The organism is Levilactobacillus tongjiangensis (assembly GCF_003946345.1).
GTDB lineage: Bacteria > Bacillota > Bacilli > Lactobacillales > Lactobacillaceae > Levilactobacillus > Levilactobacillus tongjiangensis.
Genome location: NZ_RHNY01000011.1, coordinates 60620 through 86739, shown reverse-complemented (window position 1 = coordinate 86739; position 26120 = coordinate 60620). Strand labels below are relative to the sequence as shown.

Here is a 26120-nt window from a genome sequence, read left to right as displayed (position 1 = left end):
AGTTAATTACTTACCGTTTCACTGACTTGATTCCTAGAATCAAGACCCCACCGATCAGGGAGAAGACGAAGGACACGATGAAGATACCGGAGTACCCGAAGAGGGAAATCACGGCCGCCGCGAGGACGGGGGCAATTGCTTGGGTAATCGTGTTCCCCAGATTGTAGACCCCCAGGAAGAAGGCGACCCGGTTTTGATCAGGGATAACTTCCAGGTTCAATAAGTTATCCAGGGAGTTCCACATCCCCATTCCAATCCCGGCAGCGAAGGCGTAGGTGATGATCCCAAACGTGTCGCGGAAGAAGAACAGCATCAGGGCTGCTAGGGCCAGGAATAGTGTGGAGAACCCAACGGGCAGCTTCAGAATCTTAAACTTGTCGGAAACGGGTCCAGCAACGAAGCCCATGAAAACGCCGAAAATCAACATGATCAGGTTGATCAATTGAATGGATGATTGGGTTTGGCTGCCGCGGTGAAGGAAGTCGGTCATGATGTAGAGAATGTATCCAGTGATAGCAAAGTTACCGACCCCTTGGAACAGCTTGGCAATCAGAGCCATGTAGTAGTCCCGGCCAATCGACCAGCGGGGGAAGATTGAAGCGGCGTCCTTTAGCGTTAATTTTGGCTTAGGCGCTTTTTCTTCGATCTCTTCGTCTAAGTTAGAAGGCTCATGGACAATGAAGGCCGCGATGGCGACCCCAATAAAGGTAATGATCCCAAAGATGATGAATCCAAGCCGGTACTGACTGAGAAACATGGCCCCAATTACGTTGAAACCGTTGTTCCCCAGGGCCATCCCTAAACCGCCGTAAGCGGAGGAAGCCGTTCCCCGCCCATCCTTAGGAGCAAAGTCAATCCAAGCTACCATGGGAGCCACGATGAAGTTGAGGGCCGCTTGACCGACCATCCAGGCTGTTAGAAGCACCGGAATGTTGGGAGAAAATGAGGCCGCAATCATGGCGAGCATGAAGACGAAGGCACCACCCAGCAACCAGGGAGCCCGCTTCCCGAACCGGGATTTCGTTTTATCCGACAAGGCGCCGGCAATCATGTTGGACAGTGCTGCGACGATCATCCCACAGGTCGAGAAGAGGGCAACTAATTCGACCTTGTGGGCGGCGTTGAAGTGTTGAATCAACGCTGGTAGGAACAGACTGTTCATGACGATGTAGGGACCAAGCCAGCTGGCCGGGCCAATGATTAACCCCGGAATCAGACGTTTGAGAGAGATTGTCGTTTTATTCATAACTGAATGCCTCTTTCTTAATTGTTTTTGACGGTGTAGTAGTCAAAGTCAGCAAATGATTGCAGTTGATGGGCGTCAACGGCACCAATGAAGTTGAACAGGGCCGTGAAGCCACCAATTTCGCCGGGCGCCCCGTTGACGCCTTCATCGGACAAGTAGGTGACGTCAAAGTTGTCACCTAATGGCTGCCAGTCGGCGGTATCGGTTCGGCGGTAGGAAATTTGTGCAATCCCTTGGTGGTAGTCCAGTCGAATTTCAGCGGTATCGTCGGGTACCGTGACCTCATCAAAGAGGTGATCGACGCGGTCGCCTAACTTGGCTTGTAAGACGCGCAACACGGTGTGGTCTTCGGTATCGTCCTGGCATAGACGCGCGTACAGCCAGTTATTAGAGTCATAGTAGAGCCCCAGTCCGGCCGTTTCTGAATAGTGGTCGGGGTGGAAGGTGAGCTTGGTCTGGACCGTGTAGTCGAGCGAGGTGGCCCGGGTTGCCATGATGCTAGGATTGACCTGTGAGAAGAATGAGTTGTGTCCGTGAATCCGCAGGTGACCCGGATTTTCGGTGGTGTTGACCCAGCTGACAGCTTGCGTTCTGTACGGTGTCATGAACCGCACGTCGTAGGTGTCGCCAGTAAAGTTGTCGTTAATATCAAATTGAGTGGTTGATTGGGTAGTTGGAACGTCCTTTAAGCCTTCAAAGGACATCTTAGCGAGGTTACTGCCGTCAGCCATTTCCAACCAACCGTCCGCGTTCCACTGCATCTTTTGCAGGGACGTTTCCCGACCCAGCGGATTCTTTTTCTGACCAGGAAGTGGCCGAGACATCAGGTGGGCAACGTACCATTCGTCCGTTTGCGTGTGGACCAGGGAGCCGTGGCCCGCCTTTTGCATCAAGGAGTTCGGGTTAAACATTTCGAAGTGCCCAGCGTCCGGGTCGCCTAAGGAGAATAGGTGGTGTGGGGATGAGGTGATGATGGGTTCGCCGGTTGGATTGGGTTCGTAGGGGCCAAAGACCGTCTTGGAACGGCCAATCTCAACACCGTGACCGTAGCCGGTGCCACCCGCCGCAATCAACAGGTAGTAGTAACCGTTGTGCTTGTAAAGCTGTGGGGCTTCGGCACAGCCGCGGGTGGTAAAGCCCGTGGTGACGCGGTGCCAGTCACCAATGATGCCGCCATTTTCTAGGTCGACCTCAGCGATGACGATGTGGCCGGGCGCCTGGTAGCCGGTCCGAGTTTCCCATTCCAGGATGGCGGCATAATGCTTGCCATCATCGTCGTGGAAGACGGCTGGGTCGAAGCCAATGGACGTTAGGTAGACGGGCTTGGACCAAGGACCGGTGATGCTATCGGCTGAGACGGCAAAGGAATCCGAGTTGAATTCACGGCCGGCCATGTTTTGCATGTGTGAGTAAGCTAACCAGAATTTCTTGGTCCGCGGGTCGTAAGATAGGTGAGGGGCCCAGATACCAGCGGGCGTGTTGGTTCCGCGCAAGTCGACTTCGCCGTGGTTCAAGGCGTAACCAATGAGCTGCCAGTTGGCTAGGTCAGTTGAGTGAAAGATTTGAACAGCGGGTGTCCAGTGGAAGGTTGAGGTGGCAATGTAATAATCTGCACCCACCCGAATGATTGAAGGGTCGGGAGCCATTCCGGGAATAATTGGATTTTGAATTCGTGACATAGTATTTTCACGCTCCATTTGTTAAAATTAGGTTACTTATAAACCGTCATATCAGAATTTCAAGTTAGTTGTTTTTGAAAACTAATTGTTGAATTCAGAATACTTTGAAAGCGGATACAAGTCAACGATGTTTTACTATGTTGTCGATTATTGGCGGCGAGTAGGTAATGATTGTCACTTTTTTTGGAGAGGATGAGTCAGATGACCCGGCAACATCATGAGAACGTGGTTTCAAATTTAGATATCGGGATTCGGTTCTACGAATCCAACGTGGCGACGAGTGGTTACGTTCCGTTCCACTGGCACAGTAGTATTGAGTTGGTCTGTGTGTTGGCGGGTCAACTGACCTTTCAATTCGACGGGCAGGCTCACGTGATTCGGGCCAATCAATTTTCCATCGTGTCGTCTGGGGTCATCCATGACGTGACCAACACGCCAAACCGCTCGCTGGTTCTACAGATTCCGTTGCGTTTCATTGAACGGTACGTGGCGCACCCGGAACGGCTGAATTTTTCGACGGTGGGGCTGGAGACCACGCCAGCTTACCAGGAGGTCGTGGCAGCCTTTAAACGGTTAAACCAAATCAATCGGGAGCGGCGACGGGGGTACCTCATTGATACGGGAATCACGGTGCTCACCATGTTAAAGTCGTTGATCCTGAACTTCACCGATCCAGATGACCCTTTGACTGAGAGCTCAAGTAGCCTGAAGTCCATCGTCATTTACGTCAATGAGCACTATCGAGACAAATTAAGCGTCAAAGCGGTGGCCCACCAATTTGGCTATAATGCCAGCTACCTCTCTCGCTTATTTAAGGCTCAGACCGGGGTCACGTTGGGGCGTTACGTCTATCTGATTCGGTTGAACAATCTGTATCGGGATCTGATCGACACGGATACACCGGTGGATGTGTTAATGGATAAGCACGGCCTGACTAACCGCCGGACCGCGCGGGAGATGTTCCAGGAGATGTATGGGTCGTTGCCCAAGCAGATTCGACTTCAGTATCGGCGAGAACGGGCGCAACGGATGAATTAATAAGTGAAAGGTCGTTTTCGTTGACTTTTTGCCCAGCTGATGTAACATATAAAGTAACATCAAACACAGAAGGAGTCCTTACTATGAAATTTGTCGTTACTGGCGCCACGGGTCACCTGGGGTCACAAATCGTCCAACAACTGGCGCAACGCGTTGCTGCCACTGACATTACGCTGGGGGTTCATACACCGGCGAAGGCTGCTAGTTTTGCTGATCAGGGGATGACGGTCCTTCCATTAGATTATGGTGATCAAGGGAGTATCGTTGCTAGCTTGACTGACGCGGATGTAGCCATCTACGTGCCGAGCAAGAGTCACGATAGTTTCAGCCGGGTCACGGAGTTTGAACACGTGATTGCTGCGGCTGAGCAGGCCCAGGTGGGGCATCTCATTGTCATGGGCTTCATTGCCGATCAGGCCACGAATCCGTTTGATCTGTCCGCCTTTTATGGGTACGTTCCCCGGCGGTTGGCGTCTTCCGGCCTGAGCTATACGATTTTGCGCAACGCCCTGTATGCCGATCCACTGGTACCTTATCTGCCAGAGTTGATTGAACGCAAAAACGTGATCTATCCGATGGGTGACGCCTCGCTGAGCTTTATCAGTCTAGCGGAAAGTGCGGCGGTGTTTGCTGAAGTAGCCACCCGTCCAGAGTTATGGACGCAATCAATGTACACGTTGACCCAGGAACGCTCGTATACCATGCCGGCGTTGGCCCAAGTCCTACAAAATGTATCGGGTCAACCGATTGGCTACGCGCCAGTCACGCTGTCTGAGTTTGAAAAGATGTACGACCAGGGTAACGAGGGGCACATGTTGGCGTCGATGTACGCTGGCGGTGCGCAAGGCTTGCTGGCAACGGTGACCGATGATTTCAAGACGATCATGGGCCGGCCTGCACAGACGTTGCCAGACTTCTTAGCCCAGGAGCTTGCAAAGTAATATCAGATTGGTATCATGTGTCCTGAAGAGAGTGAAGGAGGGATCGGATGCGCTATTCACATAAACTTAGCGATGCGATTCACATTTTAGCTTACGTGTCGATTTATCAGGATGGTGATTTGTCTAGTGCGACCATTGCGGCCAGTGTGGAATCGAATCCGGCACTGGTACGACGGCTGATGGGAGCGTTGCGCCGGGCAGGCCTGCTGACCACCCAACAGGGCTCGGCGACCCCCAAATTGACTAGGGATGCGACGGCAATCACGTTGCTAGATATTTACCGGGCTGTTGAAGAGGACGGCAACCTATTGCACGTAGATGATAAGACCAACCCCCAGTGTGTGGTGGGGGCGAACATTCAGGATACGTTGCGTGAGGCCTACGATGAGGTGCAGCGGGCAGCGGAGGCTCAGTTGGAGCAGCAGACGCTCGCCCAAATCATTGCTGGCATCCTCACCCGCCATCACGCCAAAATTCACTAAGTTGTTCGTCGCTGGTTACTAGGGACGGCCACCCAGTGGGGCAGACCTGGGGCCTATGAAGCGGTCGCCAGGGCGACTTGAAGCCACGGATAATGCACGGCGTCTTCAAGCTCGGCCGTCCGCTAAGCCCGGTAGACCATCGGGCTTAGCGAACCGACACAGGGTTCCGTCCCTAGTAATCAGTGATTGATGCTAGTCGTTGGTGTGGTTGCCGGTGGCTATATCACTGCAAATGTCTACTTTGTTAAAACGCTCAAATAATCTCAGCTTTTCAAATCCCCAGGTCAAGACGTCAATGTCTTGACCTGTTATTTTTTAAAGCGGTTTCATGTTTGACATCAAGTTGTGCTAAACTGAGCATATACTTAGCTTAAATTCATGAGGTGATGAAATGTCAAAATTAGTTCGCCGGATCGTTCTAACCGGCCTTACATTAAGTTTACTGGGTGGTATCGTCACACCAACTCTGGCTCAAGCGGCAACAACTGAGCCGGGCACCACTGCAACAGCTGATCCTCAAGACACTGTTACTTATAAATTCGATTCAATTCAAGCGCCCTACGATCGAATCACCGACGAACAAGGCCAGACGACCCATACGCCTTGGTTTGCCAAAAAACAAGGGGTCCTTGTCCCTCAGCTCTATTCAGTAGCGGACATAACTGGAGACAACTTCAAATTCCCGTTCGTCGGTGCTTATGATAACGAAGGAGACGATTCTCGCGTAATCGCGGCCCAAATGACTAGCCTTGCGCAGAATGGTTTAACTGTAAGTCCAGATGAATCTTTTGCAGACTACATCGCCCAGCCCAATCCTCCCAAAGAGTTAAGTTCTGACGAGCTGACCACCTACTATAGTGACTATACTTACTTCTTCGCTTGGCTTTTTAAGGTCGGCGCACAAACGGATCTTGAAACACGAGATTTTAGCGACATTAAGAAAGAGTATGACGGCAAAATTACGGATATGTTAACCAAGATGTACGACCTCTCAGGAATTAATTTTACGGACACCTTTGACTTGTACTTTGCCTCAGAAGACGATTTGAATTCGTATCTTCCACAAATTCAGGACCTTGCGAAGTCCTATCGATACTTAACCGATTCATCGGAACAACTGGTGCGATTGGATCCCCAAGCCTCCGCGGATAAAGAACGTGCCTTGCTTAAGGAACCACTCACTAATTTTATTATTAAGCAGACCGATGACAGTGATCCAACAAAGATCACTTACGTCGCCGATGGCCAACTGAGTGCAGCAGCGGTATCAACCGCCACAACTTGCTACGTCTACAAGGACGATTCAAAGCCAACAACACCCGCTGTTACGCCCAGCGCTACCAGCCAGCCCGTCACCGTCCACTACGTCGATGAACAAGGCAACACCTTAAAGCCAGACAAGACCTTAACGGGTTCGCTTGGCGACAGCTACAAAACGGCGCCCCTCAGTATCGATGGTTACCAGCTCGTGAAGACGACCGGTGACGAATCTGGTAAGTTTACCAGCGCCAATCAATCCGTCACCTACACCTACCGCAAGGCTGCGGCCGACGTTGCTGTTAAGGATAGCGTCCGTCTATGCCACCAAGAAGATTGGTCTCTACGGGTCCTCAACCTTCACCAAGAAGACCCTCAAGACCACGTACGCCAAGAAGTCGCGGATGAACCGGCCTATGTTCAAGGTCATTGGTACCGCGACCGCGAAAAACGGGGTTAAGCGCTACAAGGTTGAGGACCTCAATGGTAAAGGAACCATTGGCTACATCACCGCAAATAGCGACTATGTCGCACCACTCTACTACGCCAAGAAACAAAGTAAGGTTACCGTGATCAACCCCAGTGGTCTGAATGCCTATTCGAAGAGTGGTTTGACCGGCAATTTAGTAAACCACCAGTTGTACGCTAACCGCGTGACGCCACGACCCCGGTGACGCACGACTCGGTTCAACTGCCGTAGCCGCACCAGCGTGTTGATCCGCCTTTGGGGGAGCCTGCCAGTGTGTTGAATTTTGCGTAAGATTTGGCGACTGAAGCGCGATGTTGTGTTAAAGGCGGCCGGCGTAACGCCTTGCAGGTAGTGCTGTAGCTGGGTCATGAGGACTGGCACGTCATCCACAGTTACCGGCGTGCTAGTCGCTAGCGCCTGAAAGAGGTATCGGTGCAGGCGGCGGATCGTATAGGTACTGAAGGCCGTTTGGAGGTCGTTATCGGTCAGGTCAGTGAGTCCAGCCTCCCAGGCCGCCACCCGCAGGTGCCAACGGTTAGGGACTTCTAGCTGGTGAGTGGCCGGCGAGTTGATAGGATCATTGTGCCGAACCCGAATGTAGGTTGGGTTGGCTAGGACGACGTAACGGGAGGTTCGGGCCATGACCTGAGTTAGAAAATGGTAGTCCGGGTACAGGGCGTTGGTCGCGTCAAAAGTTAGCTTGGCCTGTTGCACCAACTCGCGGCTGATGACCTTACCACTAATTTTAAGTTGGCGGTCGAAGGCTTGCCAGCGTTGTTCGCCCTGGTAGAGCCGCGTCTTATGTTGCAGCCAGTTTTGAGCTTCAGCTGGTAAATCAGCGGGCAGAGTCGCTGCCAATTCAGGCGTTAAGTTGAGGGCGCGGTTCTTGGGGGCGTGGCGCTTCTTACCACCCCATTTAGGTAGACTATCGCGGGCTGTATCTGGCGTGAGACTGTTGGTAAAGGACACGTGGGGTTCGTAGGTGGCGTACTGGTTGAGGTCCGCCATGGTAGTGGCCGTCAATGCTTGGCTGGCCGCCATTTCCGTGAGAGCGTTAGGCAGTAAGTAGTCATCACTGTCAACGAACACGAGCCAGTCACCGGTCGCAGCGGCCATGGCGGCGTTACGGGCGCCCCCGATGGTCGCCGTATCTGGCGTGATCACATGAATGGCAAAGTCGGCCTGCCACTCGGGCTGGCTGCTGTCAATGGGCAGCGTGGTGGCAATCAACCATTCAAAATCGTAGGTCGTTTGGGCTTCTAAGTTACGTTTTAGGCCTTGCAGTTGCGCTAATTCTCCAGTTTTAACTGGGGTGATTAGACTAAATTTCATGAGGTACCTCCTAATAGAACAGCCGGTGTGCCATGCGAGGCGACACGAGCTGTAGGAGACCGAGACGAGACCACCGGCGGGTTGGCTGGACGGTCAGGTGCTTGATCCGTTGCAAGAGTTGTAAATGAACCGACGCTGACAGCGCTCGACGACCCGCAACATTCAGCAGCGTGTTGAGCTGACTTTGCGCGTAGGTCGTGAAGACCGGTTGCCAGCTGACATCGAGGTCACTGACCGTGATACTTTGTAGCTGATCTAACCACGCCAGCGGGGTGGTGGCGGACCAAGCTTGGCGCGCTAACGTTGGTACGTGGAGCCGGACGACATCGGTCGAGTTCTGCAGAACCGTGAGCGTTTGGGCCAGGGAAACCAGTGGTAGGTCAGCACGTAGAAGGGTCTTAGGTAGTAAGAGCCCAGTTAACCGTAGTCGTTGGCTCAACAAGCGTTGCGTTTGCAGGTTATCCTGGACACTGTAGCTTTGAAGGGCCCACAGGGTGGTGGTGTCGGTCACGGGGGTGTCACCAGCCAGTTGCTGCAGCGTCAAGCGCGTGCTGGAATCTTGGTAGTCGGCCAGGTAGCTGGCAATTTGATTGGGCACTGGTTCAGCACTATCAAACGTTGCCAGGCTGACCAGACTGCCGGCGTGTTGGGCCGTGACTTGCGCCCACTGTTGTAGCGCGCCCGGCAGTAGGTGGTCCGTCTCTCGTAGGTTCAAGAGGGTCGTGTCGGTGTCACTGAGTTGGGGGTGGGTGTTTTGGGTAAGGGACCAAGCGTCCGCCTGCCGAGTTTGTTCGGCAGTCAGTTGCTGGTCTGTGGGTAGTTGTAAGTTTAAAGTGATGGCCGCAAAGTGTTGGTCAGCAATTTCTCCGATGAGCGTTGTTAAACGCTGCCAATCCAACTGGGCTTGCGGCACAATATTGATGAATAAGTGCATAGCGATTTCTCTCCCCAGATCCGTTAATTAAATTAACAATCTTAAATAACAATAAAAATAATTATAGACCTTTCAGGGAGGTAGGTCAGCAAGTTTGTGCATTAATTTAACACAGAAACCGTTTATTCAGGTGATAAAGTTCATTTATGGCTAAAAAATTGCTGAAAGCCGGTACGTGTAAAGGAATCGTGGTAATTTTGATTGTCGCCGACGGGCGTCAGAGGCGGCGCTGGCTGTGGGGCACGGTCCAAGCCTGAGGAGCGGTCTTGGCCCTCGGTTGGGAGCCCTGGTTAGCCCGCCAAGGCTCCCAACCCGTCCCATGGTGTAAGGCCGGGAAAAAGCAAGCGCCCAGCCTAACACCATCGACACAGCTAGCCCCGCCCCTGCCCCCCGTCGGCTACCGAGTCGCAATGGGTTTAAACTGGTGGAATTATGGATGGTGTGTGGCCAACAGTTGAATATTCTTTTGTAGTTGAGGTAACTGGTGGTTTTTTTCGGAGGCTACTTATTGATCAATATGGGTTAATGGCGGCTATTTAAATTCAACACAAAATTAGCTGATTATCAAGGGTGGTAGCATCCAAAGTAATCAGCTATTTTTGTGTAAATACAAGGTTGAAATCTAGTTAAGTAGAATCAACGACCAGCCTAGTTTGACGGTGAGCACTGGTCTAATGTCAATGCGCTACCGTAGCCGCAGGTTGTCAGGGTGGGTGCTGGCCGTGACGGTGTTCTTAGCTCGGTGAATTTTCCGAGGTTAGAACACGGGACGAGCTGGGAGACTTGGTGGTTTGACCAAGGCTTCCAGTCGAGCCGAAGGACCGCACCTAAGGCCACAGGCGGTCCCCACAGCTAGCACCCGCCCTGACAGCCGGAGGCGACCATTAGCCGCGACCTTTACTCATCAACCGTTAGACATCGTCGCGACTTAACAGGGTGATCTCTTCACCCTCAGCCTGCCGCCGGTCGATATTATCTTCCCCCCAAACGCAGAGCTCGTGGAGAATGCCAGACAGTGACTCGCCGTAATCAGTGAGCGCATAGTCGACCCGGGGTGGGACCTGCTTGTAAACGTGACGGGTCACAATATTAGCTGCTTCCAGTTCGCGAAGTTGTTGCGTCAACATCTTCTGCGAGATTTGGGGAATGGCCCGGGCTAATTCACTGGTTCGCATGGTTTGATGGCGGAGATGGCAGAGAATAATGGATTTCCACTTGCCACCGATGATTTCCATCGTAGCTTCGACACCGATGTGATACGTTTTTGTGGGCATGAAACGGCCTCCTGTCTAATAGTTACCTTTTGGTGGGTATCGCACTTTAAAGTGGGTTCTTGTACGTAAGTTACTAACCAGTATAATCAATACTTATCACGTTAGCAAACGAAAAACAAGGAGGTCATTATGACTAAGAAAATTTCACCAACCTTTACTTTACTGGCACTGGCCGTCAGCGCCTTTGCCATCGGCTCCACGGAATTCATCAGCGTCGGCCTGATTCCGTTACTGATTCAGAGCTTTTACGTCAGCATGGCCCAGGCCGGCATGACGGTCTCCGTCTACGCACTGGGAATCATGGTCGGCGCACCACTGATGACGTTACTGACCGGGCAGATCAACCGGCACACCTTGATGGTGATCATCATGTTACTGTTTATTTTAGGGAATTTAGTCGCTGCCTTTGCCCCGGCCTTTATCATCTTGTTGGCTGGTCGGGTTATCGCCGCATTGGCTCACGGAATCTTTATGACCGTGGCGTCAGTGATTGCGGCGGACGTGGTGGCACCTTCCAAACGGGCTTCGGCCATTGCCGTGATGTTCACTGGTTTGACGGTCGCCACGGTGACCGGGGTACCAATGGGCACCATGATCGGTCAACTTGGCGGTTGGCGCTGGTCCTTCATCTTCATTAGTGTGATTGGTGTGATCGGGTTGATTGCGGACTACATTTTAGTACCGCGGAACCTGCCATTGCCTAGCAAGGCTACTGCCAAAGGCATCCTGCGGGTATTGGGCAATCCCCAATTGTTATTAGCGCTGTTGGTTACGGCGTTGGGCTACGGGGGAACTTTTGTGGCATACACCTACCTGTCACCCCTGTTGGAACAGAAGATGGGGTGGTCGGCTGGCGCCGTTGTCGTTATCCTGGTCGTTTATGGGTTGATGGTTGCGATTGGTAATACATTAGGCGGTCGTTGGGCTAATGCCAAGCCGTTGGCTGCGCTATTGAAGATGTTTACCGGTCTGTTCGTGACGTTGCTAGTCCTGACGTTTACGTCCGGTAGTCATTGGCTAGGCCTCCTAACGGTGTTGTTCATGGGGTTCTTTGCCTTTATGAACGTGCCAGGCTTACAATTGTACATTGTTCAGCTAGCTGAAAAGAACACGCCCAACGACATCACCATGGCGTCAGCCTTGAATATTGCGGCCTTCAACGTGGGAATCGCGCTGGGGTCTGGGATTGGTGGTCAGGTGACGAGTCAATTTGGTTTGAGCTGGACGCCCGTCTTCGGCGCTGGGATGGTGGCCATCAGCATTGGCTTGACCTTGGGATTGATCAAGCTGGCGCGGCCGGCGAAGCGTTTAGTGAAGAAATTCAATCGAATTTAGACATTATGTAAAACGGGGTCATTAAATACGTGTGATCCGGTAGGTAGCTTGGGATTGCGCCTGGGCTACCTGCCTTTAACTATCTGGTGTAAGCGCTGCCACAATTACATACATATTTAAATAATTATATTTAAGCATTTAAGGTGTGTGGCTTGCCCGACCTCTGTATAATCTGTGTCCGAACGTTAAAGCAGGGGGAGCAACACACATGAAATCACTTTTGATCGTACTCGCGGTGGCCTGTGGTGTGGGGAGCCAGTGGGTCACGGCACAAGCGGCCGATAATCCGGATCTGGCTCACGCCGTACGGACCGCTCCGGTGGGTTTACCACTGGATAAGCTGTTAACGACCCAGGCACCACAGAATTCGGCAGAACTGCTGGATTCACCGAGCATGGCGAAGTCAATTGCTTTGATTACGCGTGATCAGCCAGCAACGGCGACCGGTCAGGCAGGGTCCGTTTGGTCTCAGGATGGTGGTCAGGATGCGGTTCAGGCTAAATTAAATTTGAAGCAGGACAAGAAAATCGGTCTCTGGTTATACTTTGGTGACAAGGGGCAGGCGGCGGCCGATGGGTTAGCCTTCGTGTTGCATAATTCACCGCAACAGGCGCGTGCTCAGTCTCACGCGGGGCAGTCCCTGGGGGTGTGGGGAACGGATAAGACGCCGCTGGTGACCGAGCCACTCGCAGTGGCTCAATCGGCCATTCAGAATAGTTGGGCGTTGGAGTTTGACACGCACGTGAACCGGACGCCGTTGCCGGGGATGCACGGCTTCTTTGACGGTGATCCAACGGTACCCAACGGGATGCACGTGGATCACGGGTATCCGGGGACAGCTAGCAGTTACGTTCAGCTGGGAGCTGCCCAACAACACTATTATGGCTTAAAACCGACGCAACCACGACCGGTCAGTAATCTGGCGGATGGCCGATGGCATCATTTGACCGTGAAGTGGCAAGCTCAGGAAAGTGTGCTGGTCTATCAATTAAATGACAAGGATGCAGCGGGCAACTTTCAGAGTAAGGATGATTATCTAGCCGGGCAGATACGAGTCGACCAGCAACAGTTTGCGGTGAACGGGAGCGTACCGAACGGCGTATTCTGGGGCGTGACCGGAGCAACGAGTACGGCTGGAAGTGAGAATGGGTTGGTGGTCGTGGACCAGTTGAGTGACACCCCAAAATTTGATAAATTAGGTGCCGTCGTGCGGGATGTGACCGGTTTGCACAGTATGGAAGAGGGTGGCCGGTTGATACGAGCGGGCGACAAAATTGACCCCGGACACCGCGTGCGTTACACATTCCGGACCCGGTACACTGGCAAGACTGAATTAGCTGGCGTGAAGATTGATGTTCCGTTGCCTAAGGAAATCAAGTGGCGCCGGGCAAGGGTGGCCTTACAGATGTCGGATGATCTCTTTTTTGAGGAATCAACCTTACAGGGTGACCGCTTTCAGTATCAGTTGCAGCGGTCAATGACGGCTAACGTGCCACACGCTAGAAATACCTTGCTGGTGAGCATTGAAGGAACCGTTCGGCCGACTAGCCGGATGGTACGGATGCCGCCAGTAATTGGGAATTTTTACGGACCAGATTATCGGAGCCCCTCAGCGACGATACCGTATTTGATCAATGGCCAGTCTGACTTGCAAGTGGCTAATCTTGGTAAGGACGAAATACACGCCGTAGCCGATAAACATGCCTTGATTGCCGGTCGGCTAACGAATGGTCGTGATCCGTTGACCCATGAGGAGTGGGAAGACAGTCATGTAAAAGTGACGTTGAACAACCGAGTCGTGGGACAGCCTCAGGTTACGCAAGCCCGACAGCCGGGCAGTCAACCGGGGGATTTCCACGTGTCGATTCCCATTGACAGTCTTAAAATGGGGCGGAATATCGTGACTATTTCGGCGGACGATGGGTACGGTAACGTGACCCGACGGCCGTTCAGTGTGCACGTGATCAAGCAGGCGGGACAGTTACAATTCACCCAAGTACCCAAGGACAGTACGTTTAAGACCACACAACTGTCGGGTTCCCGGCAATTGATTCAACGTCACCTGAACTGGGGACTGAAGATCCGGGATACCCGTGAGGCCGGTCGGAGTTGGAAACTGGCAGTCCGGTTATCCGAGCCATTTGCGACGACGGCTCAACGCCAGTTATCTGGAAATTTGGCTTGGGTGCAGAAGAAGCAGACGACCCATATTAAAGCGGACGAGGCTTTTCCCATCCCGGCTTCGCCAAAGGGCCAAGCGGAGATTGATGTCACGCGGTCATGGGCTGCGAACGAAGGATTGATGTTGAACGTTAATAATGATGCTGTTGCAGGTGAGTACGCAGGACAACTGACATGGGAACTTTATGACGCGCCATAGGGAGATGCTGATTTAACGGCATTCGTAGACGCTTTCATAACAAATAAACTATTTAAATTGTCATAAAGGCACATATTATACCCCATTGTCCATTGACACCTGTATAATTCACTTTAGATGATAAATGGGAGGAGATTATTGTGAAAAGGTGGTTAATTGGACTGGCGGTTGCGGGCGTAACCGGACTGACGTTGACAAGTACCCAGACGATTCTGGGTCATGCGGATGCAGATTTAGATAACGCGTTGAAGACGGCACCACAGGGTGTGATGCTATTCGATGGGGATAAGAATTCAGGCCATAATGTTTTTAATACGCGGAAAGTTAAGCAAAAGGATAATGGCAAGATGGATAACGATCCAAACTTATTCAGTCCTTCAAAATGGGTCCCTAGTTCTATTATGATGTTAACGGAAAATGGTAATCAACAGCAAGAAGGGGCAATTTGGTCAAAAGAGGCTTCATCCAATCGGTTAAATATTTACAAAAATGCGCATTTTTCAATGTGGCTACACTTTGGGGATAAAACGGTTGATAAGATTGGGGAAGGGATGGCCTTTGTTCTGCAAAACGGTACGGGTGGAAATGCCCCCAAGGACAAACAACTTTCTGGGAGTGGCGAGTCGCTTGGTGTCTGGGGGGTTGAGGGGAGTAATATTCTTGACCAAGCAATTTCACATAGCTGGGCACTTGAGTTTGACACGCACGCGAACCGGTCTGCAAAGTATAATGCTTTGCAGGCATTTGATCTTGATGGAGATTCAATTCCGGAATTGGCTGGCCCGCATATCGCTAGTGGCTATCCCGGAGAAGCCGATACCTATACGACGCACACAGGTGGGGGGTATAACCACTATACGATGACACATAATCAGCCCAAGTCACTTACAGGTTTTAATGATGGGCAGTGGCATCACGTTACGTTAGATTGGGATGCACAAAGCAAAATGATGTCGTATCAGTATGATGATGTGGATACCCGGACTGGTCAGAAACAGGATGAGAGCAAAATTATTCAGGATAAAGTTAAAATTGATACGTCAAAACTAGTTTCTCCGGCCAGTAACGGTGATGTTTTTTGGGGGATGACTGGGTCCAACTATGGCAAAAGTGGGAATCAAACTGCCACTAATCCAGATCCAGACAGAAGCGAAAACGGGTTTGTCATCATTGAAGATCCGGACACTTTGGACCGAGTAGTTCCGGAAGCTAGCTTAACCGATGAGACCACTGGCAAACCGATTGCTGAAGGTGAGACCGTGATTAGTGGTCACAAGATCAAGTATCAATACAAGTTTACCTATAAGCAGCCGGTAAATAAAAATGAGCGTGAGCAGGTGATTCAACCGCTAACCATGAATATTCCGCTACCTACGCAGCTTAAATGGACCACGAGTGGCAGTGACGTCAGCTATGACTGGGACGCTCAGAGTGATCCGTTTAGTGACAGCGACTTGAATGGTCAAGCAATGCTCAACAAAGCGTGGACCCAAACGTTAAGTAAAGACCACAAGACGGCGACCGTCTCAATTGCGGGAACGGTCAAAGACCACAACGCCGATTCAGTTGTGTCTGGCACAACGAGTCGGTTCTACGGGACCAACTACCAGACGACCTTGAAGCAACCTAGCTTCAAGGTACAAGATGCTGTGAAGCTGAAGTTGGCTGCGCTGGGGGAGACCAACCAGACCGTGAAGCATCGGGATGATGCCACAGTGAAAGCCAGCTTGACCAATGATGGCACGGCATTTGCTACGACGGCAGAGGCCGCCAAGTATCCAATTACAGCAACGTTGAACGGGAAAGACGTCACCAAGGACGTTGCCCAGGCCGCAATTGCCGGCGATTTAACGCCTGGCCACTACCAGTGGACGATTCCAGCAGAACTGCTGACCCAGAGTGAGAACCATTTATCCTTGAAGGCTGCTGGTGGTCAGGATGCTTCGGCCTCTGAGGCGGTGGACTATGTGATTACACGTGAGCCGGGGAAGGTTTACTTCTCGGCCTTACCTGACAAGCCCGCCTTCACGTCAACGCAACTGACCGGAAACAGCCAATTAGTTGGTCGGGAACCGAACAACTGGAATCTCGGCGTGTACGATGACCGTGACGAAAATAGTCAGTGGTTAGTGACTGTTTCCCTACTTAAGCCTTTCCACGTGGGGGATGACCTCAGCAAGACGCTGGATGGAAACATCTTGTTTGCGCAAAAGGGTGAGCAGCCGGCCGTCCTGGATGAAAACGCCAGAGTAGTTATGGCGCACAAGATGGCCGCGGGGGATGATGTTGAGACAAACATTTCTGGTACCTGGGGAGCTACCACCGGACCAACCCTAAACGTGGGGGCCGGAGCCGCACAGGGCAATTACAACGGGACCTTCCAGTGGACGTTGAACAACGCCCCAACCGGTCAAGAAGCACCCAAGAGCAAGTAGTAAGCATTAAAAGTTGAGAAATAAAAAGGCTGAGAGTTTCCTCTCAACCTTACCCATGACTAGGGCTGTAATACTTTTTCAAGTTCGGCAATTAAATATTTCGCCTCGACATCGTCGTCCCACTCGCGTTCAGGGAAGAGGACGTAGCGGTCGACCACGTAACCGACAATGACCGCAATGATGTACCGGAAAATTTCGTTAAATGGCCAGTCGATCATGACGTGACGACGTTGCATTTCCACGATGTTGTCATGAAAGGTGGCAATTAATTCGTTTCGGGCGGTCTCAATAAACTTCTGTCGGAGATCTTCGTTGTACAAGAGTTCACTGAAGAAGACCTTGATGGCGTCCTGATTCTCTGCGGCAAAAGCCATGCGATTTCGGACGAAAAAGTCGAGAAATTCGTGGAGGCTGGCGCTAGTATGCCGCAACGATTCCTGCTTGAACTCGGCTTCCACATCAGGGATGAGTTGCTTGATCACAGGGTCTAGGGCCACGCGTAGAATGTTGGCCTTCGACTTAAAGTGCTTGAACATGGTGCCCTCTGACTGATGGGCTGCCACCGCAATCTGATGGGTACTGGTATTCGCGTACCCTTGTTCAGCAAATAGACGAATGCTAGCGATTAAGACATCCTTCTGTTTTTGGGTTAGCTCCGGGTTAGCCTGAACGATCTCTGGAAACTTATCCAAGATTTTCTTGTTCGCCATGACTTTACCACCTTTGTAATTTCTAATTAAGTCTATCTTAGCAGGCAATTCGGGAATTCGCGACTTATTTCCCGTAGAAAAAACCGGCGTGGTCTCGCAGTAGACACGCCGGTTTTTTCAGCAATCGGATTGATTGGATAAGAAGTGTATTGGTTTGAAGGAGGAATGTCTGCTGAATGTCAGAATGCGAGTCACCTAGACTAGGACGAGACCACTCAGCAACTTCAGCCACCACTCTTATTCGCTAATAATTCTTAGCAGTCGTCTTCCGGTAGGCGAAGACAAATTGGACGATGGCCAGAATCACGTTGACCCAGTTAACGGCAGTGAACCAGCCGCCAAGTGCGGCAACACTAGCTGCACCGTAGAATACCCAGAATCCAGCGATGATTGCAATCACGTTGATCCAACCGAACCACTTCATCAGCTGCTGGTTGTTGGTTGCAAAGCAGGTCCAAACACCGTTGACAATTAACCAAATAGCTAAAATCCAAAAAGTAGTGGTAAACATGATTATAATCCCCTTTCTTGGTTGTCGAGCGAGTAATCACTCGCCCTTAAGAACACCTTTAGTTTACCACCAAATCGGGAAAGTGCAACCCTTTTTGATAAATAATTTTATAACGGTGATTTAGGGCTGCAATCCCCGTTATACTGGGATTTTAGTGGAAATAAAAAGGCGTCATCAGGAATCTTTGAGTCAATTTGATAGAAAGATTTCGGATGACGCCTAGGTTGGTTAAAGGTGATTTATTAAGGCAAAATGTTGCCGGCGGACAGGTAAATGTCGTACCATTCCTGCTTCGTCAGTTTAACATCAGCACCGGCTGCACTATCCTTGATGTGGTCTGGATTCATGGTGCCGAGTAGTACCTGAATGTTGGCTGGGTGCCGGAGAATCCAAGCGGTGGCAATACCGTTCTTGGAAACGCCATACTTGTCAGCGAGTTCTTGCAGTTTTTGATTCAATTCAGGGTACTTCGGGTCGTTGATGAACATGCCTTCAAACAGGCCATACTGGAATGGGGACCACGCTTGGATGGTAACGTTCTTTCGGCGAGCAAACTCTAACATACCGCCGTCAGTAGCAACTGGTGAGTTGTCCATGTTGACCTGTAGGCCTTCACTGATCATCTGGGAGTGAGCCGCACTGAATTGCAGCTGGTTGAACATCAATTTCTGATCAACGGCTTCCTGTAGCATCAAATACTGTTGGACATTAAAGTTAGAAACCCCAAAGTGACGAACTTTACCAGCTCGTTGCAGGGTATCAAAGGCGTCCGCAATTTCTTCAGGTTCCATCAGTGGGTCTGGCCGGTGTAGCAGGAAGGCGTCCAAGTAGTCGATTCCCATCCGTTCTAGGATGCCGTCCACAGCATCTAATAGGTGTTGCTTGGAGAAGTCGTAGCGTTGGCCGAAGACCAGGCCGTCGTGGCTCCGTGCGGGGTCTAAGACAATGCCACCCTTAGATTGAATGTAGAAGTCGTCGCGGTTCAAGTCAGAAGCCTGGAGGGCCTTACCAAAGGTTTCTTCGGAGAGCCCACCCCCATAGATATCGGCGGAATCAATGTAATTGATACCCGCTTCATGGGCGGCTTGGAGGGTTTTTACGGCGTCATCGACGTTGAGAGTGCCCATCCGCATGATGCCTAAAGCAGCTGCGGAAGCCTGCCAGGACGAGCCACCTAAGTTTAATTGTTTCATCAAAAAAACTCCTTCTGTGTCAGATTTAAAGCTTACAAGTGCCAGTGTACACCGAATAATCACGAAATTCTCGTGAAGCGCCTCTGCTGGGTTTGGCAGTTTTTTTGTAAATGATGGTTGACAATTGCTCACTAACCGTTATAGTTAATTACACAAGTAACTAACCAACGAACGAGAAAGAGTGGGGATTTTAAAATGACAACAACAAATGCAGTCGTCAGCGTTGCTGGCCTGGAAAAAACGTACGGTAAAGCTAATGAACGCCAGTACCAGGCACTTAAGGACATCAACTTTCAGGTAGCCAAGGGAGAATTCGTCGGGATCATGGGGGCGTCTGGTTCCGGGAAGACCACGTTATTAAACATGTTGTCGACGCTCGACACACCAACTAAGGGTGATGTCATCGTCAACGGTCATGATGTCACCAAGATGCGGGGCAATCAACTCGCCGATTTCAGGGCTGAAGAGGTTGGGTTTATTTTTCAAGATTTTAATCTGTTGGAAAGCCTGACGGCGGAAGAAAACATTGGCCTACCACTGGCCCTCAAGGGAACCTCCTCCCGAGTCATGGACCAGGCCATTCATGAAGTCGCCGAGACGTTGTCCATCGCCGACCTCTTGCAGAAGTATCCAGCGGAATTGTCAGGTGGTCAGAAGCAGCGGGTAGCCGCAGCGCGGGCCATCGTGCACCATCCGTCAATTCTAATGGGGGACGAACCGACCGGGGCGTTGGATTCGACTAGTGCCCGGGAATTATTGGATTTGTTAACGACGATTAATCAGAAGCAAGCCATGTCAGTTCTCCTAGTGACACATGATCCGTTCTCCGCTAGCTTTTGCCAACGTATCCTATTCATCAAGGATGGCCAGATTGGGTCAGAGTTGCGGCGAGAAAATCAGGACCGGAGTGCCTTTTATCAAGAGATCTTAAACGAACTCGGCACGTTCAACGAGTAGGGGGATTAGCATGTTAGGAAAATTAGCACTCGCCGGGATCAAGAACCGGCGCCGCGACTACCTGGTCTTACTCGCGGGATTGACCATGTCGGCCGCCATCTTCTATATGTTTGCCAACCTGGCAACGAACACGGCCTTTATCAAGGCCAATGCTGTCACTTCATCTGCCAGCCTGATTTTTGGCTTTGGCGCAGTTTTGTTGATTTTGATCACCATTGTCTATATCATGTATGCCAACAGCTTTCTTCTGAGCATGCGGCGCCACGACTACGGATTGTTCATGATGTTAGGCGCCAAACGTAAGCGAATCGGGGAATTGGTCTTCTTAGAAACCTTGATTCTGGGAACGGTCGCCACGGTAATTGGGATTGTGCTAGGCTTGTTGATGAGCAAATTTTTAGTCGGCTTTCTGTTGGACAACTTAGGCTTACACTTGGCACATTTGGTTGCCTTCTATGTACCAGCCATTATTGCTACGGCCGTCTTGTACGTTGGGCTCTTCATTTTGGCGTCACTGTTCAACCTAGTTCACCTGACCAGAACGACCGTCCTGAAGTTACTGCACAGTGACGAGCAGGCAAATCAAACGCAAGTCAAACCTTTTCGGCAAGCAGTTGCCGGGGTACTCGGTCTGATTTTGTTAGGTATCGGGTACTGGGCACTAGCTGCCATTAAGGTCCTGCAAACAGCAGCCATTCCACTAGCACTAGTCACAATTACGTTGGGAACGTATCTCCTTTTTAGAGCGACCGTTTTAATGTTTATTCGGTCGTTACGTAAGACGGCTTGGGCTAAGAAACATTTGAATAGCTTCCTATTAGGCCAGTTAAACTTCCGGGTTCACAATTACACGCGGATGTTGACGATTGTTTCACTACTATTTGCCATGGCACTTGGCGCGATTACTGTGGGGTCCGGCTACCACCGTCAATTACCAATGATGGCGGGGAACTTTGGTGCCTATACCATTGCCGTACACGATAAGACGGCACAGGAACAACGGTTAATTGATCGCCTAGATATTCGTCACCAAGCGACTTACACGCAGAAACGTCAGGGGAAAATGGTCTACTATAATGCGGCGGAGTTAGCCAAGGAGCCCTTTGAACAACTTAAGATGACGACCGGCGATAACGTGAAGACCAGTTACGTGACGGAATCCATCAAGAAATTTCAGAAGACTGGCCCCACTGACATTGATTTCTTGGGGTTAGCCACAACGTCTCAGCGGATGCTGACACCCAAGATTGTGTCGGCTAGCCAATTTGCCAAACAGTCAGGCAAGACGACCACGGTGACGACAGTGCGGGTCAAGGATCTACAGCGCGATACCCCGACGATTAAAAAGTTGGCTAAACTGGAACGTCAACGTTTCAGCCAACCCGCTGAAATGACGATTGGGAGTTACCAGTCGTACGAAATGATGACCGGGTTCTTCGGTGGCTTGGAATTCATGGGGTACTTCCTGGGAATCGCCTTCCTGGCCATGTTGGCCTCATGCCTCATGTTTAAAATCTTATCTGGCGCGCCCGGGGACCAACGACGTTACCGGATGCTCTACAAGATGGGGGTTCGTTACCAGCTGATGCGGTCGGGAATCGCAAAAGAAATTGGGATTTTATTCTTGATTCCTGGTATCATGGGTATAATTGATGTTTTGTTCGGCCTGCAAATGTTCAAACCACTGATGCAATCACCGATGAGCCCATACTTGGGCATCGGGAGCACCTTCGCAATCTTCTTAGGACTGTACGCCATTTACTACCTGATTACGTTGGTTCTTTATTGGCGGATCGTCTTACCTAAGGGTGCGGTTAAGTAACGACAAAACGAGTTTATACAGAATGTAGGATGATTATGAATTTTAACTTTGATAGTCCGGAACCCATTTATCTACAAGTAGCCGAACAGGTTGAAGAGGCCATCTTTACCGGCATCTACCGGGCGGGTGAACAGGTTCCGTCGACAACGGAAATCTCGAAAGAATTTCATATCAATCCAGCGACGGTGCTCAAAGGGATTAACCGACTGGTCGCTGCCGGCGTTATTGAAAAACGGCGGGGAGTCGGTATGTTTGTCACGCCCTCAGCCGCGGAGAGCATTCGTGAGAAGCGGCGGGCGGAGTTCTTCGAGCGCTATGTCAGCCGGTTCACCAGTGAAGCGCAGAAGCTGAATCTGTCTGAAGACGAAGTGGTCGCTCTAATCAAACGTGGGTACGAACAGTAGTCGTGATTGACGTTGACCGCTTCCGGTCGGCCAGGTGGTCACTGGCGGTGGGGACCGGTACAAGCCATAGAGCGGTCTTGTACCTCGACTTGAAGCCCCGCTGAAGTTCGCGGGTCTCCAAGCTCGTCCCGTGGCGTAACCTCGGGAAGGCACCGAGCTAACGCCACCGACACAGCCAGTCACCACCTGGGCGACCTACAGCTATTGTGAGGCCGATTGCTGCTAAAAAAATAGTGAAATAGTTGAAATCTCATCAAATTTGTTAAGCAAATTATGAGGGCCTGGGGGTTAATCCCAGGCCTTTTTTGTCTCCAAATTTATCTGGCTGAAACGTGCGGCAGCAGGCAGCTCGCTCCGCTTAACAGCGATAAACTAAAGGTTGAAGGCACTGAAATGTCCACTATGCCTGATACAACAAGGATTGGGTGTTGGGGTTTAGTCAGATACAGTGGAAAATTGTCGCCTTACCGTTCGCCAAATTTGGACTGGAACGCGGTGGAAAGGCCGGGACAAGCCAAGCAGGCGGCCTTGTCCCTCGCTTGAAGCCGCGGAGCACGTCTTCAAGTCGCCATTTTCAAGAAAATCACTTGAAAATCCCACGGCTTAGTCCAAATTTGACCCACTCTCGGCTACCTAGTGGAGCATCAATAATACTGAGTAAGTTTTGTCATTTAGGCATCTAAGCTAGCTTAGTTTTCAAGCACCCGTTTAACCGGAGGAGGTCAGAGGTGGAGCCAGCTGTGTCGACGGTGTTAGCCGATTTTCGGCTTACAGCGTGGGACGTGGTTGGAGACTGGTGGTTTTCCCAGACTTCAAACCGAGCCGAAGGACCGTTTTTCAGGCCGGAGGCGTTCCCCACAGCAGGCGGAATCTCTGACCGCCGCAGGTGGCTGGGTGAGACTAATTTTAGGTCTATAACGCCTTACTATTCTTGGTTTGATAACGGTTTTCGGACTTTCAACCTTTAGGCGATAAACAAATAATCCAAGTGTGGGATTATCTGCTTATCACCGTTAATGCTCACGAGTTAAGCGCCTGTCGCCGCACTCTTTTCTATTGAGCTAATCAGTTTACAAGTTCCCGTTAAAAAGGTATAAATAGTTGTGCACAATTGACTGGTAGTTGGTTGGCTAGAAAGAGGGAAATTGCTCATGAAAATCACGATTAAAGATGCAGCGCAGGTCTATTTGGCAGCGAACGTTCAGCCGGATGCTGTGCTCCTATTAACGACAGACGACGGTTCCAACCGGTACTCTACGGTTGGTGGGACCTGTGCCATTGGGGACAAGTTTCAGTTCGTGGCGTTGACCGATGATGATCCCGATTACGCCATTCCCGTGGAGAACAACTTGGGGCTACGGCTATTTACCAATGCCGATACGGAATTGTATCTCAGTAGCGGGTTGATCTTGGACCGGGTGTTCAATCAATTGTCGCTACGTGATGACTCTGGTATTTTGGACAGCGCGGTGGGCTTGATCACCTATACGGCTGAGGAAAAATCTGATTTAGATTTAAAGAAGGAAATGCAAACGTTGGGAACGCGTATTTGCTAGGTCCTATTTGGGTGTACGTTTCGACCATCTGCGTTTGAAGCGTAAAAGGGTTTGAGACTTTTGCCTCAAATCCTTTTTTAGTGCCATTTTTGTGAAGCATAATTTTTCCCACACAGTTCGTAGAACTTGTCCAGCCCCTATTGCCAAGCTACCGCCTAGGCGCGTATACTTTGTCTATGTAAAAGTTTCGGGAGGGGATTTTTTTGATTAAAAATAGTAAAGTATGGCGACTGATAATCGGACTATTAGGTATGGTCTTGGTATTAGTTGTCAGCCAGATGGCAATACCGGCCAAAGCGGCCACTAATTATAACGGTGCGGACTTCACCACGTCAGCAAGTGTGACGAATGGTCCGGACTTCAAACATAAAGATACGATTGATATTCAGTACAACTTGAACTTTGGAAACACCCCGATTCACAGTGGGGATACCATCACGTTGGATTTTCCTGAGAATCTGAAAGGGAAAACGCCGGGGGATGAATTCAAGGTCTACGACACGGATGGTACCGTCATTGGGAACGCCGTGGTCTCCGACACCGGGGTCGTCATTACTATGAATGATGCCTTGGAGGGCAAGACTAATGATAAATTAACGTTGAACCTAGCCACCAAGTATCGGTACGAAGATACGGGTGAAAAGGACGTGACGTTCCAACTGAAAGATAAGGGCAGCAGCACGTCACAAATCAACATCGTGTCAGATGAAGCCAACTTGTCCAAGAAGGGTGTCTTACAAGATGATGGCACCATCAAATGGACAATCTTGGTTAACCGTCAAGAACTCGAAATGAAGAACCTGGACGTCACCGACACAATTGGTGATTACCAAGATCTGATTCATGGCGTGACCGTCAGCAATGGGACTTGGACGAGCACCACGAGTTACAAGCGTGAAAAGTCAGCCATGACTGAAGGCGACGACTACAACGTTACATATAACGACAACGGGTTTGACCTGTCATTTACCGACACGGTCAACAACCTCGTGGTCATTGACTATTACACCAAGGTCACTGATCCTTCCCTGATTGATTCTGGTTATAAGTTCCGGAACAACGCCGTGATGAGTTGGGGCGGTGGGACCTCTGGTGGCAAAAATTCTGAAGAAGCTAATGGGAAAGTTTCCTCCTCTAACGGTAACAGCGGTTCTGGTGGTGGTGACACGAACACGAACGAAACCGATGAGGAAGAGGAAGACGACAACACCGGGACAATCGATGTCGATGAAGGCACTGAAAGCGACAAAGAACAAGAAGAACGTGAACAGGAAGAAAAGGACGAAGCTGCTAAGAAGGAAGCCGCAGAAGCCGAAGCCAAGAAAGCCGCTGCTAAAAAGGCAGCTGCCGCTAAAGCTGCTAGTCTGAAGCATCTGAAGCATCTGAAGCATCAACCAGCCAAGGCCACGGTTACCGAAAACGGTGGTCACACCGTCGCTGCAGGGAACACCAAGTTGCCTCAGACGCGTGAAGCCAATGCAACCCCAGTAAGTGTTTTGGGTGTCGCTTTAGCTGCGGCCACGTTGGGTGTGAGCGCAGTAGTGCGTCGTCACTTCTAGGTTAAATTTTGTGTGGTCCCCTCCTAGCTGGATGAGATTGTTGAACTGCATAAAACGATAAGGTCAGGGCTTAGGTCCTGGCTTTTTTGTCTGTACCGCGTTGATGCTGATTGCCAGTTTTGGGGTGATTTCCGCCATCATTGGGGCCGTTTTCCAAGAAGTGGTCGACACCGTGACGAGACTCTACGCCTTGCGGGCGCGGACGGATCGGTAGCTTGGTTCGCGACAGTGTTCAGAGAGAGAAAATTGCTACGGAGACACTTAAATAGATAATATATTTGAGGGGACTGAGACTTTTGTTTCAGTCCTTTTCTGCTTCCAGTTGGTTTTGCTGATATACTCACTAGCTAACGGTTGAAAGTTCAGAAACCGTTATCAAGCCAAGGACAGTAGGATATTATAGACTTGAAATTAGTTTCACCAGTTACCGAAGACGGTCGGAGATTCGCCTGCTATGGGGAACGCTTACGGCCTGAAAAGCGGTCCTTCGGCTCGGTTTGAAGCCTGGAAAAATCGCCAGTCTCCAAGCGCTTCATGGTTTACCGGACAATTTCACAAACGGATTATTATTACTCGTTCGAAAGAATGCGGTATGATTACTTTGTA

The 26120-nt window shown here is 50.7% G+C and carries 20 protein-coding genes and 1 pseudogene; 13 read left to right on the top strand and 8 right to left on the bottom strand.

Annotated elements, in window-relative coordinates:
- Window positions 1-10 precede the first annotated feature (10 nt).
- Window positions 11-1246, bottom strand: a complete 1236-nt coding sequence (locus tag EKM75_RS08125; RefSeq protein ID WP_125693622.1) for an MFS transporter — start codon at window positions 1244-1246, stop codon at window positions 11-13.
- 17 nt (window positions 1247-1263) lie between these two features.
- Window positions 1264-2925: a family 43 glycosylhydrolase gene (locus tag EKM75_RS08120; protein ID WP_125693620.1), complete on the bottom strand. Its 1662-nt coding sequence runs from the start codon at window positions 2923-2925 to the stop codon at window positions 1264-1266.
- Window positions 2926-3126: 201 nt separating this feature from the next.
- Here EKM75_RS08120 and EKM75_RS08115 point away from each other — a divergent pair, with 201 nt between their 5' ends.
- The 4 genes from EKM75_RS08115 to EKM75_RS08100 all read left to right on the top strand — a co-directional run bounded on the left by EKM75_RS08115 (window position 3127) and on the right by EKM75_RS08100 (window position 7103).
- Complete coding sequence (locus EKM75_RS08115) at window positions 3127-3963, top strand: AraC family transcriptional regulator (RefSeq protein WP_125693618.1); 837 nt, start codon at window positions 3127-3129, stop codon at window positions 3961-3963.
- Between the two features lie 83 nt (window positions 3964-4046).
- Window positions 4047-4904, top strand: a complete 858-nt coding sequence (locus EKM75_RS08110) for an SDR family oxidoreductase (protein ID WP_125693616.1) — start codon at window positions 4047-4049, stop codon at window positions 4902-4904.
- Between the two features lie 47 nt (window positions 4905-4951).
- On the top strand, window positions 4952-5386 hold the full coding sequence (locus EKM75_RS08105; protein ID WP_125693614.1) for an Rrf2 family transcriptional regulator: 435 nt from the start codon (window positions 4952-4954) through the stop codon (window positions 5384-5386).
- Window positions 5387-5777: 391 nt separating this feature from the next.
- Entirely contained in the window at window positions 5778-7103 is a 1326-nt protein-coding gene (locus EKM75_RS08100) for a MucBP domain-containing protein (protein ID WP_125693612.1), read from the top strand.
- A 135-nt stretch (window positions 7104-7238) separates the two neighbouring features.
- Here EKM75_RS08100 and EKM75_RS08095 read toward each other — a convergent pair whose 3' ends face one another.
- The 3 genes from EKM75_RS08095 to EKM75_RS08085 all read right to left on the bottom strand — a co-directional run bounded on the left by EKM75_RS08095 (window position 7239) and on the right by EKM75_RS08085 (window position 10652).
- Complete coding sequence (locus EKM75_RS08095; protein WP_125693604.1) at window positions 7239-8444, bottom strand: glycosyltransferase family A protein; 1206 nt, start codon at window positions 8442-8444, stop codon at window positions 7239-7241.
- Window positions 8445-8454: 10 nt separating this feature from the next.
- Window positions 8455-9378, bottom strand: coding sequence for a hypothetical protein (locus EKM75_RS08090; RefSeq protein ID WP_125693602.1), 924 nt, complete (start codon window positions 9376-9378; stop codon window positions 8455-8457).
- Between the two features lie 911 nt (window positions 9379-10289).
- Complete coding sequence (locus EKM75_RS08085; protein WP_125684644.1) at window positions 10290-10652, bottom strand: winged helix-turn-helix transcriptional regulator; 363 nt, start codon at window positions 10650-10652, stop codon at window positions 10290-10292.
- A 129-nt stretch (window positions 10653-10781) separates the two neighbouring features.
- On the opposite strand from EKM75_RS08085, the gene EKM75_RS08080 reads away from it, so the two are divergent.
- The 3 genes from EKM75_RS08080 to EKM75_RS08070 all read left to right on the top strand — a co-directional run bounded on the left by EKM75_RS08080 (window position 10782) and on the right by EKM75_RS08070 (window position 16802).
- On the top strand, window positions 10782-11987 hold the full coding sequence (locus tag EKM75_RS08080; RefSeq protein ID WP_125693599.1) for an MFS transporter: 1206 nt from the start codon (window positions 10782-10784) through the stop codon (window positions 11985-11987).
- A 208-nt stretch (window positions 11988-12195) separates the two neighbouring features.
- Window positions 12196-14367 carry an L-type lectin family protein gene (locus EKM75_RS08075; protein ID WP_125693597.1) on the top strand — a complete coding sequence of 724 codons (2172 nt, stop codon included), beginning with the start codon at window positions 12196-12198 and terminating at the stop codon, window positions 14365-14367.
- 140 nt (window positions 14368-14507) lie between these two features.
- Window positions 14508-16802, top strand: a complete 2295-nt coding sequence (locus tag EKM75_RS08070) for an L-type lectin family protein (RefSeq protein WP_125693595.1) — start codon at window positions 14508-14510, stop codon at window positions 16800-16802.
- A 59-nt stretch (window positions 16803-16861) separates the two neighbouring features.
- Here the strand turns inward: EKM75_RS08070 and EKM75_RS08065 are convergent, their stop codons facing one another.
- From EKM75_RS08065 to EKM75_RS08055, 3 genes are all read right to left on the bottom strand, one after another.
- Window positions 16862-17512 (bottom strand): TetR/AcrR family transcriptional regulator, encoded by a 651-nt coding sequence (locus tag EKM75_RS08065; protein WP_125693593.1) that lies wholly within the window; start codon window positions 17510-17512, stop codon window positions 16862-16864.
- A gap of 244 nt (window positions 17513-17756) precedes the next feature.
- The gene (locus tag EKM75_RS08060; protein ID WP_125693591.1) at window positions 17757-18023 is read right to left on the bottom strand and encodes a hypothetical protein; all 267 of its coding nucleotides are present in this window, start codon (window positions 18021-18023) and stop codon (window positions 17757-17759) included.
- A gap of 242 nt (window positions 18024-18265) precedes the next feature.
- Complete coding sequence (locus EKM75_RS08055; RefSeq protein WP_125693589.1) at window positions 18266-19216, bottom strand: aldo/keto reductase; 951 nt, start codon at window positions 19214-19216, stop codon at window positions 18266-18268.
- Window positions 19217-19411: 195 nt separating this feature from the next.
- Here EKM75_RS08055 and EKM75_RS08050 point away from each other — a divergent pair, with 195 nt between their 5' ends.
- The 6 genes and pseudogenes from EKM75_RS08050 to EKM75_RS08025 form a co-directional block, all read left to right on the top strand.
- Window positions 19412-20173: an ABC transporter ATP-binding protein gene (locus tag EKM75_RS08050; protein ID WP_125693587.1), complete on the top strand. Its 762-nt coding sequence runs from the start codon at window positions 19412-19414 to the stop codon at window positions 20171-20173.
- Window positions 20174-20183: 10 nt separating this feature from the next.
- The gene (locus EKM75_RS08045; protein ID WP_125693585.1) at window positions 20184-21995 is read left to right on the top strand and encodes an FtsX-like permease family protein; all 1812 of its coding nucleotides are present in this window, start codon (window positions 20184-20186) and stop codon (window positions 21993-21995) included.
- A gap of 35 nt (window positions 21996-22030) precedes the next feature.
- Entirely contained in the window at window positions 22031-22399 is a 369-nt protein-coding gene (locus EKM75_RS08040; RefSeq protein WP_125693583.1) for a GntR family transcriptional regulator, read from the top strand.
- A 1151-nt stretch (window positions 22400-23550) separates the two neighbouring features.
- A complete protein-coding gene (locus tag EKM75_RS08035) occupies window positions 23551-23955 on the top strand; it encodes an iron-sulfur cluster biosynthesis family protein (RefSeq protein WP_125693581.1) in 405 nt (134 codons plus the stop codon).
- A gap of 203 nt (window positions 23956-24158) precedes the next feature.
- Window positions 24159-25514: a collagen binding domain-containing protein gene (locus EKM75_RS08030; RefSeq protein ID WP_225426683.1), complete on the top strand. Its 1356-nt coding sequence runs from the start codon at window positions 24159-24161 to the stop codon at window positions 25512-25514.
- A 79-nt stretch (window positions 25515-25593) separates the two neighbouring features.
- Window positions 25594-25728 (top strand): annotated as a pseudogene (locus tag EKM75_RS08025) (HAD-IC family P-type ATPase); the annotation flags it as partial.
- Between the last annotated feature and the right edge of the window lie 392 nt (window positions 25729-26120).

Excerpts from the sequence above, each read along its gene's own strand:
- EKM75_RS08125 (WP_125693622.1), bottom strand. The coding sequence starts at position 1,246 with ATGAATAAAACGACAATCTCTCTCAAACGTCTGATTCCGGGGTTAATC.
- EKM75_RS08120 (WP_125693620.1), bottom strand. The coding sequence starts at position 2,925 with ATGTCACGAATTCAAAATCCAATTATTCCCGGAATGGCTCCCGACCCT.
- EKM75_RS08115 (WP_125693618.1), top strand. The coding sequence starts at position 3,127 with ATGACCCGGCAACATCATGAGAACGTGGTTTCAAATTTAGATATCGGG.
- EKM75_RS08110 (WP_125693616.1), top strand. The coding sequence starts at position 4,047 with ATGAAATTTGTCGTTACTGGCGCCACGGGTCACCTGGGGTCACAAATC.
- EKM75_RS08105 (WP_125693614.1), top strand. The coding sequence starts at position 4,952 with ATGCGCTATTCACATAAACTTAGCGATGCGATTCACATTTTAGCTTAC.
- EKM75_RS08100 (WP_125693612.1), top strand. The coding sequence starts at position 5,778 with ATGTCAAAATTAGTTCGCCGGATCGTTCTAACCGGCCTTACATTAAGT.
- EKM75_RS08095 (WP_125693604.1), bottom strand. The coding sequence starts at position 8,444 with ATGAAATTTAGTCTAATCACCCCAGTTAAAACTGGAGAATTAGCGCAA.
- EKM75_RS08090 (WP_125693602.1), bottom strand. The coding sequence starts at position 9,378 with ATGCACTTATTCATCAATATTGTGCCGCAAGCCCAGTTGGATTGGCAG.
- EKM75_RS08085 (WP_125684644.1), bottom strand. The coding sequence starts at position 10,652 with ATGCCCACAAAAACGTATCACATCGGTGTCGAAGCTACGATGGAAATC.
- EKM75_RS08080 (WP_125693599.1), top strand. The coding sequence starts at position 10,782 with ATGACTAAGAAAATTTCACCAACCTTTACTTTACTGGCACTGGCCGTC.
- EKM75_RS08075 (WP_125693597.1), top strand. The coding sequence starts at position 12,196 with ATGAAATCACTTTTGATCGTACTCGCGGTGGCCTGTGGTGTGGGGAGC.
- EKM75_RS08065 (WP_125693593.1), bottom strand. The coding sequence starts at position 17,512 with ATGGCGAACAAGAAAATCTTGGATAAGTTTCCAGAGATCGTTCAGGCT.
- EKM75_RS08060 (WP_125693591.1), bottom strand. The coding sequence starts at position 18,023 with ATGTTTACCACTACTTTTTGGATTTTAGCTATTTGGTTAATTGTCAAC.
- EKM75_RS08055 (WP_125693589.1), bottom strand. The coding sequence starts at position 19,216 with ATGAAACAATTAAACTTAGGTGGCTCGTCCTGGCAGGCTTCCGCAGCT.
- EKM75_RS08050 (WP_125693587.1), top strand. The coding sequence starts at position 19,412 with ATGACAACAACAAATGCAGTCGTCAGCGTTGCTGGCCTGGAAAAAACG.
- EKM75_RS08045 (WP_125693585.1), top strand. The coding sequence starts at position 20,184 with ATGTTAGGAAAATTAGCACTCGCCGGGATCAAGAACCGGCGCCGCGAC.
- EKM75_RS08040 (WP_125693583.1), top strand. The coding sequence starts at position 22,031 with ATGAATTTTAACTTTGATAGTCCGGAACCCATTTATCTACAAGTAGCC.
- EKM75_RS08035 (WP_125693581.1), top strand. The coding sequence starts at position 23,551 with ATGAAAATCACGATTAAAGATGCAGCGCAGGTCTATTTGGCAGCGAAC.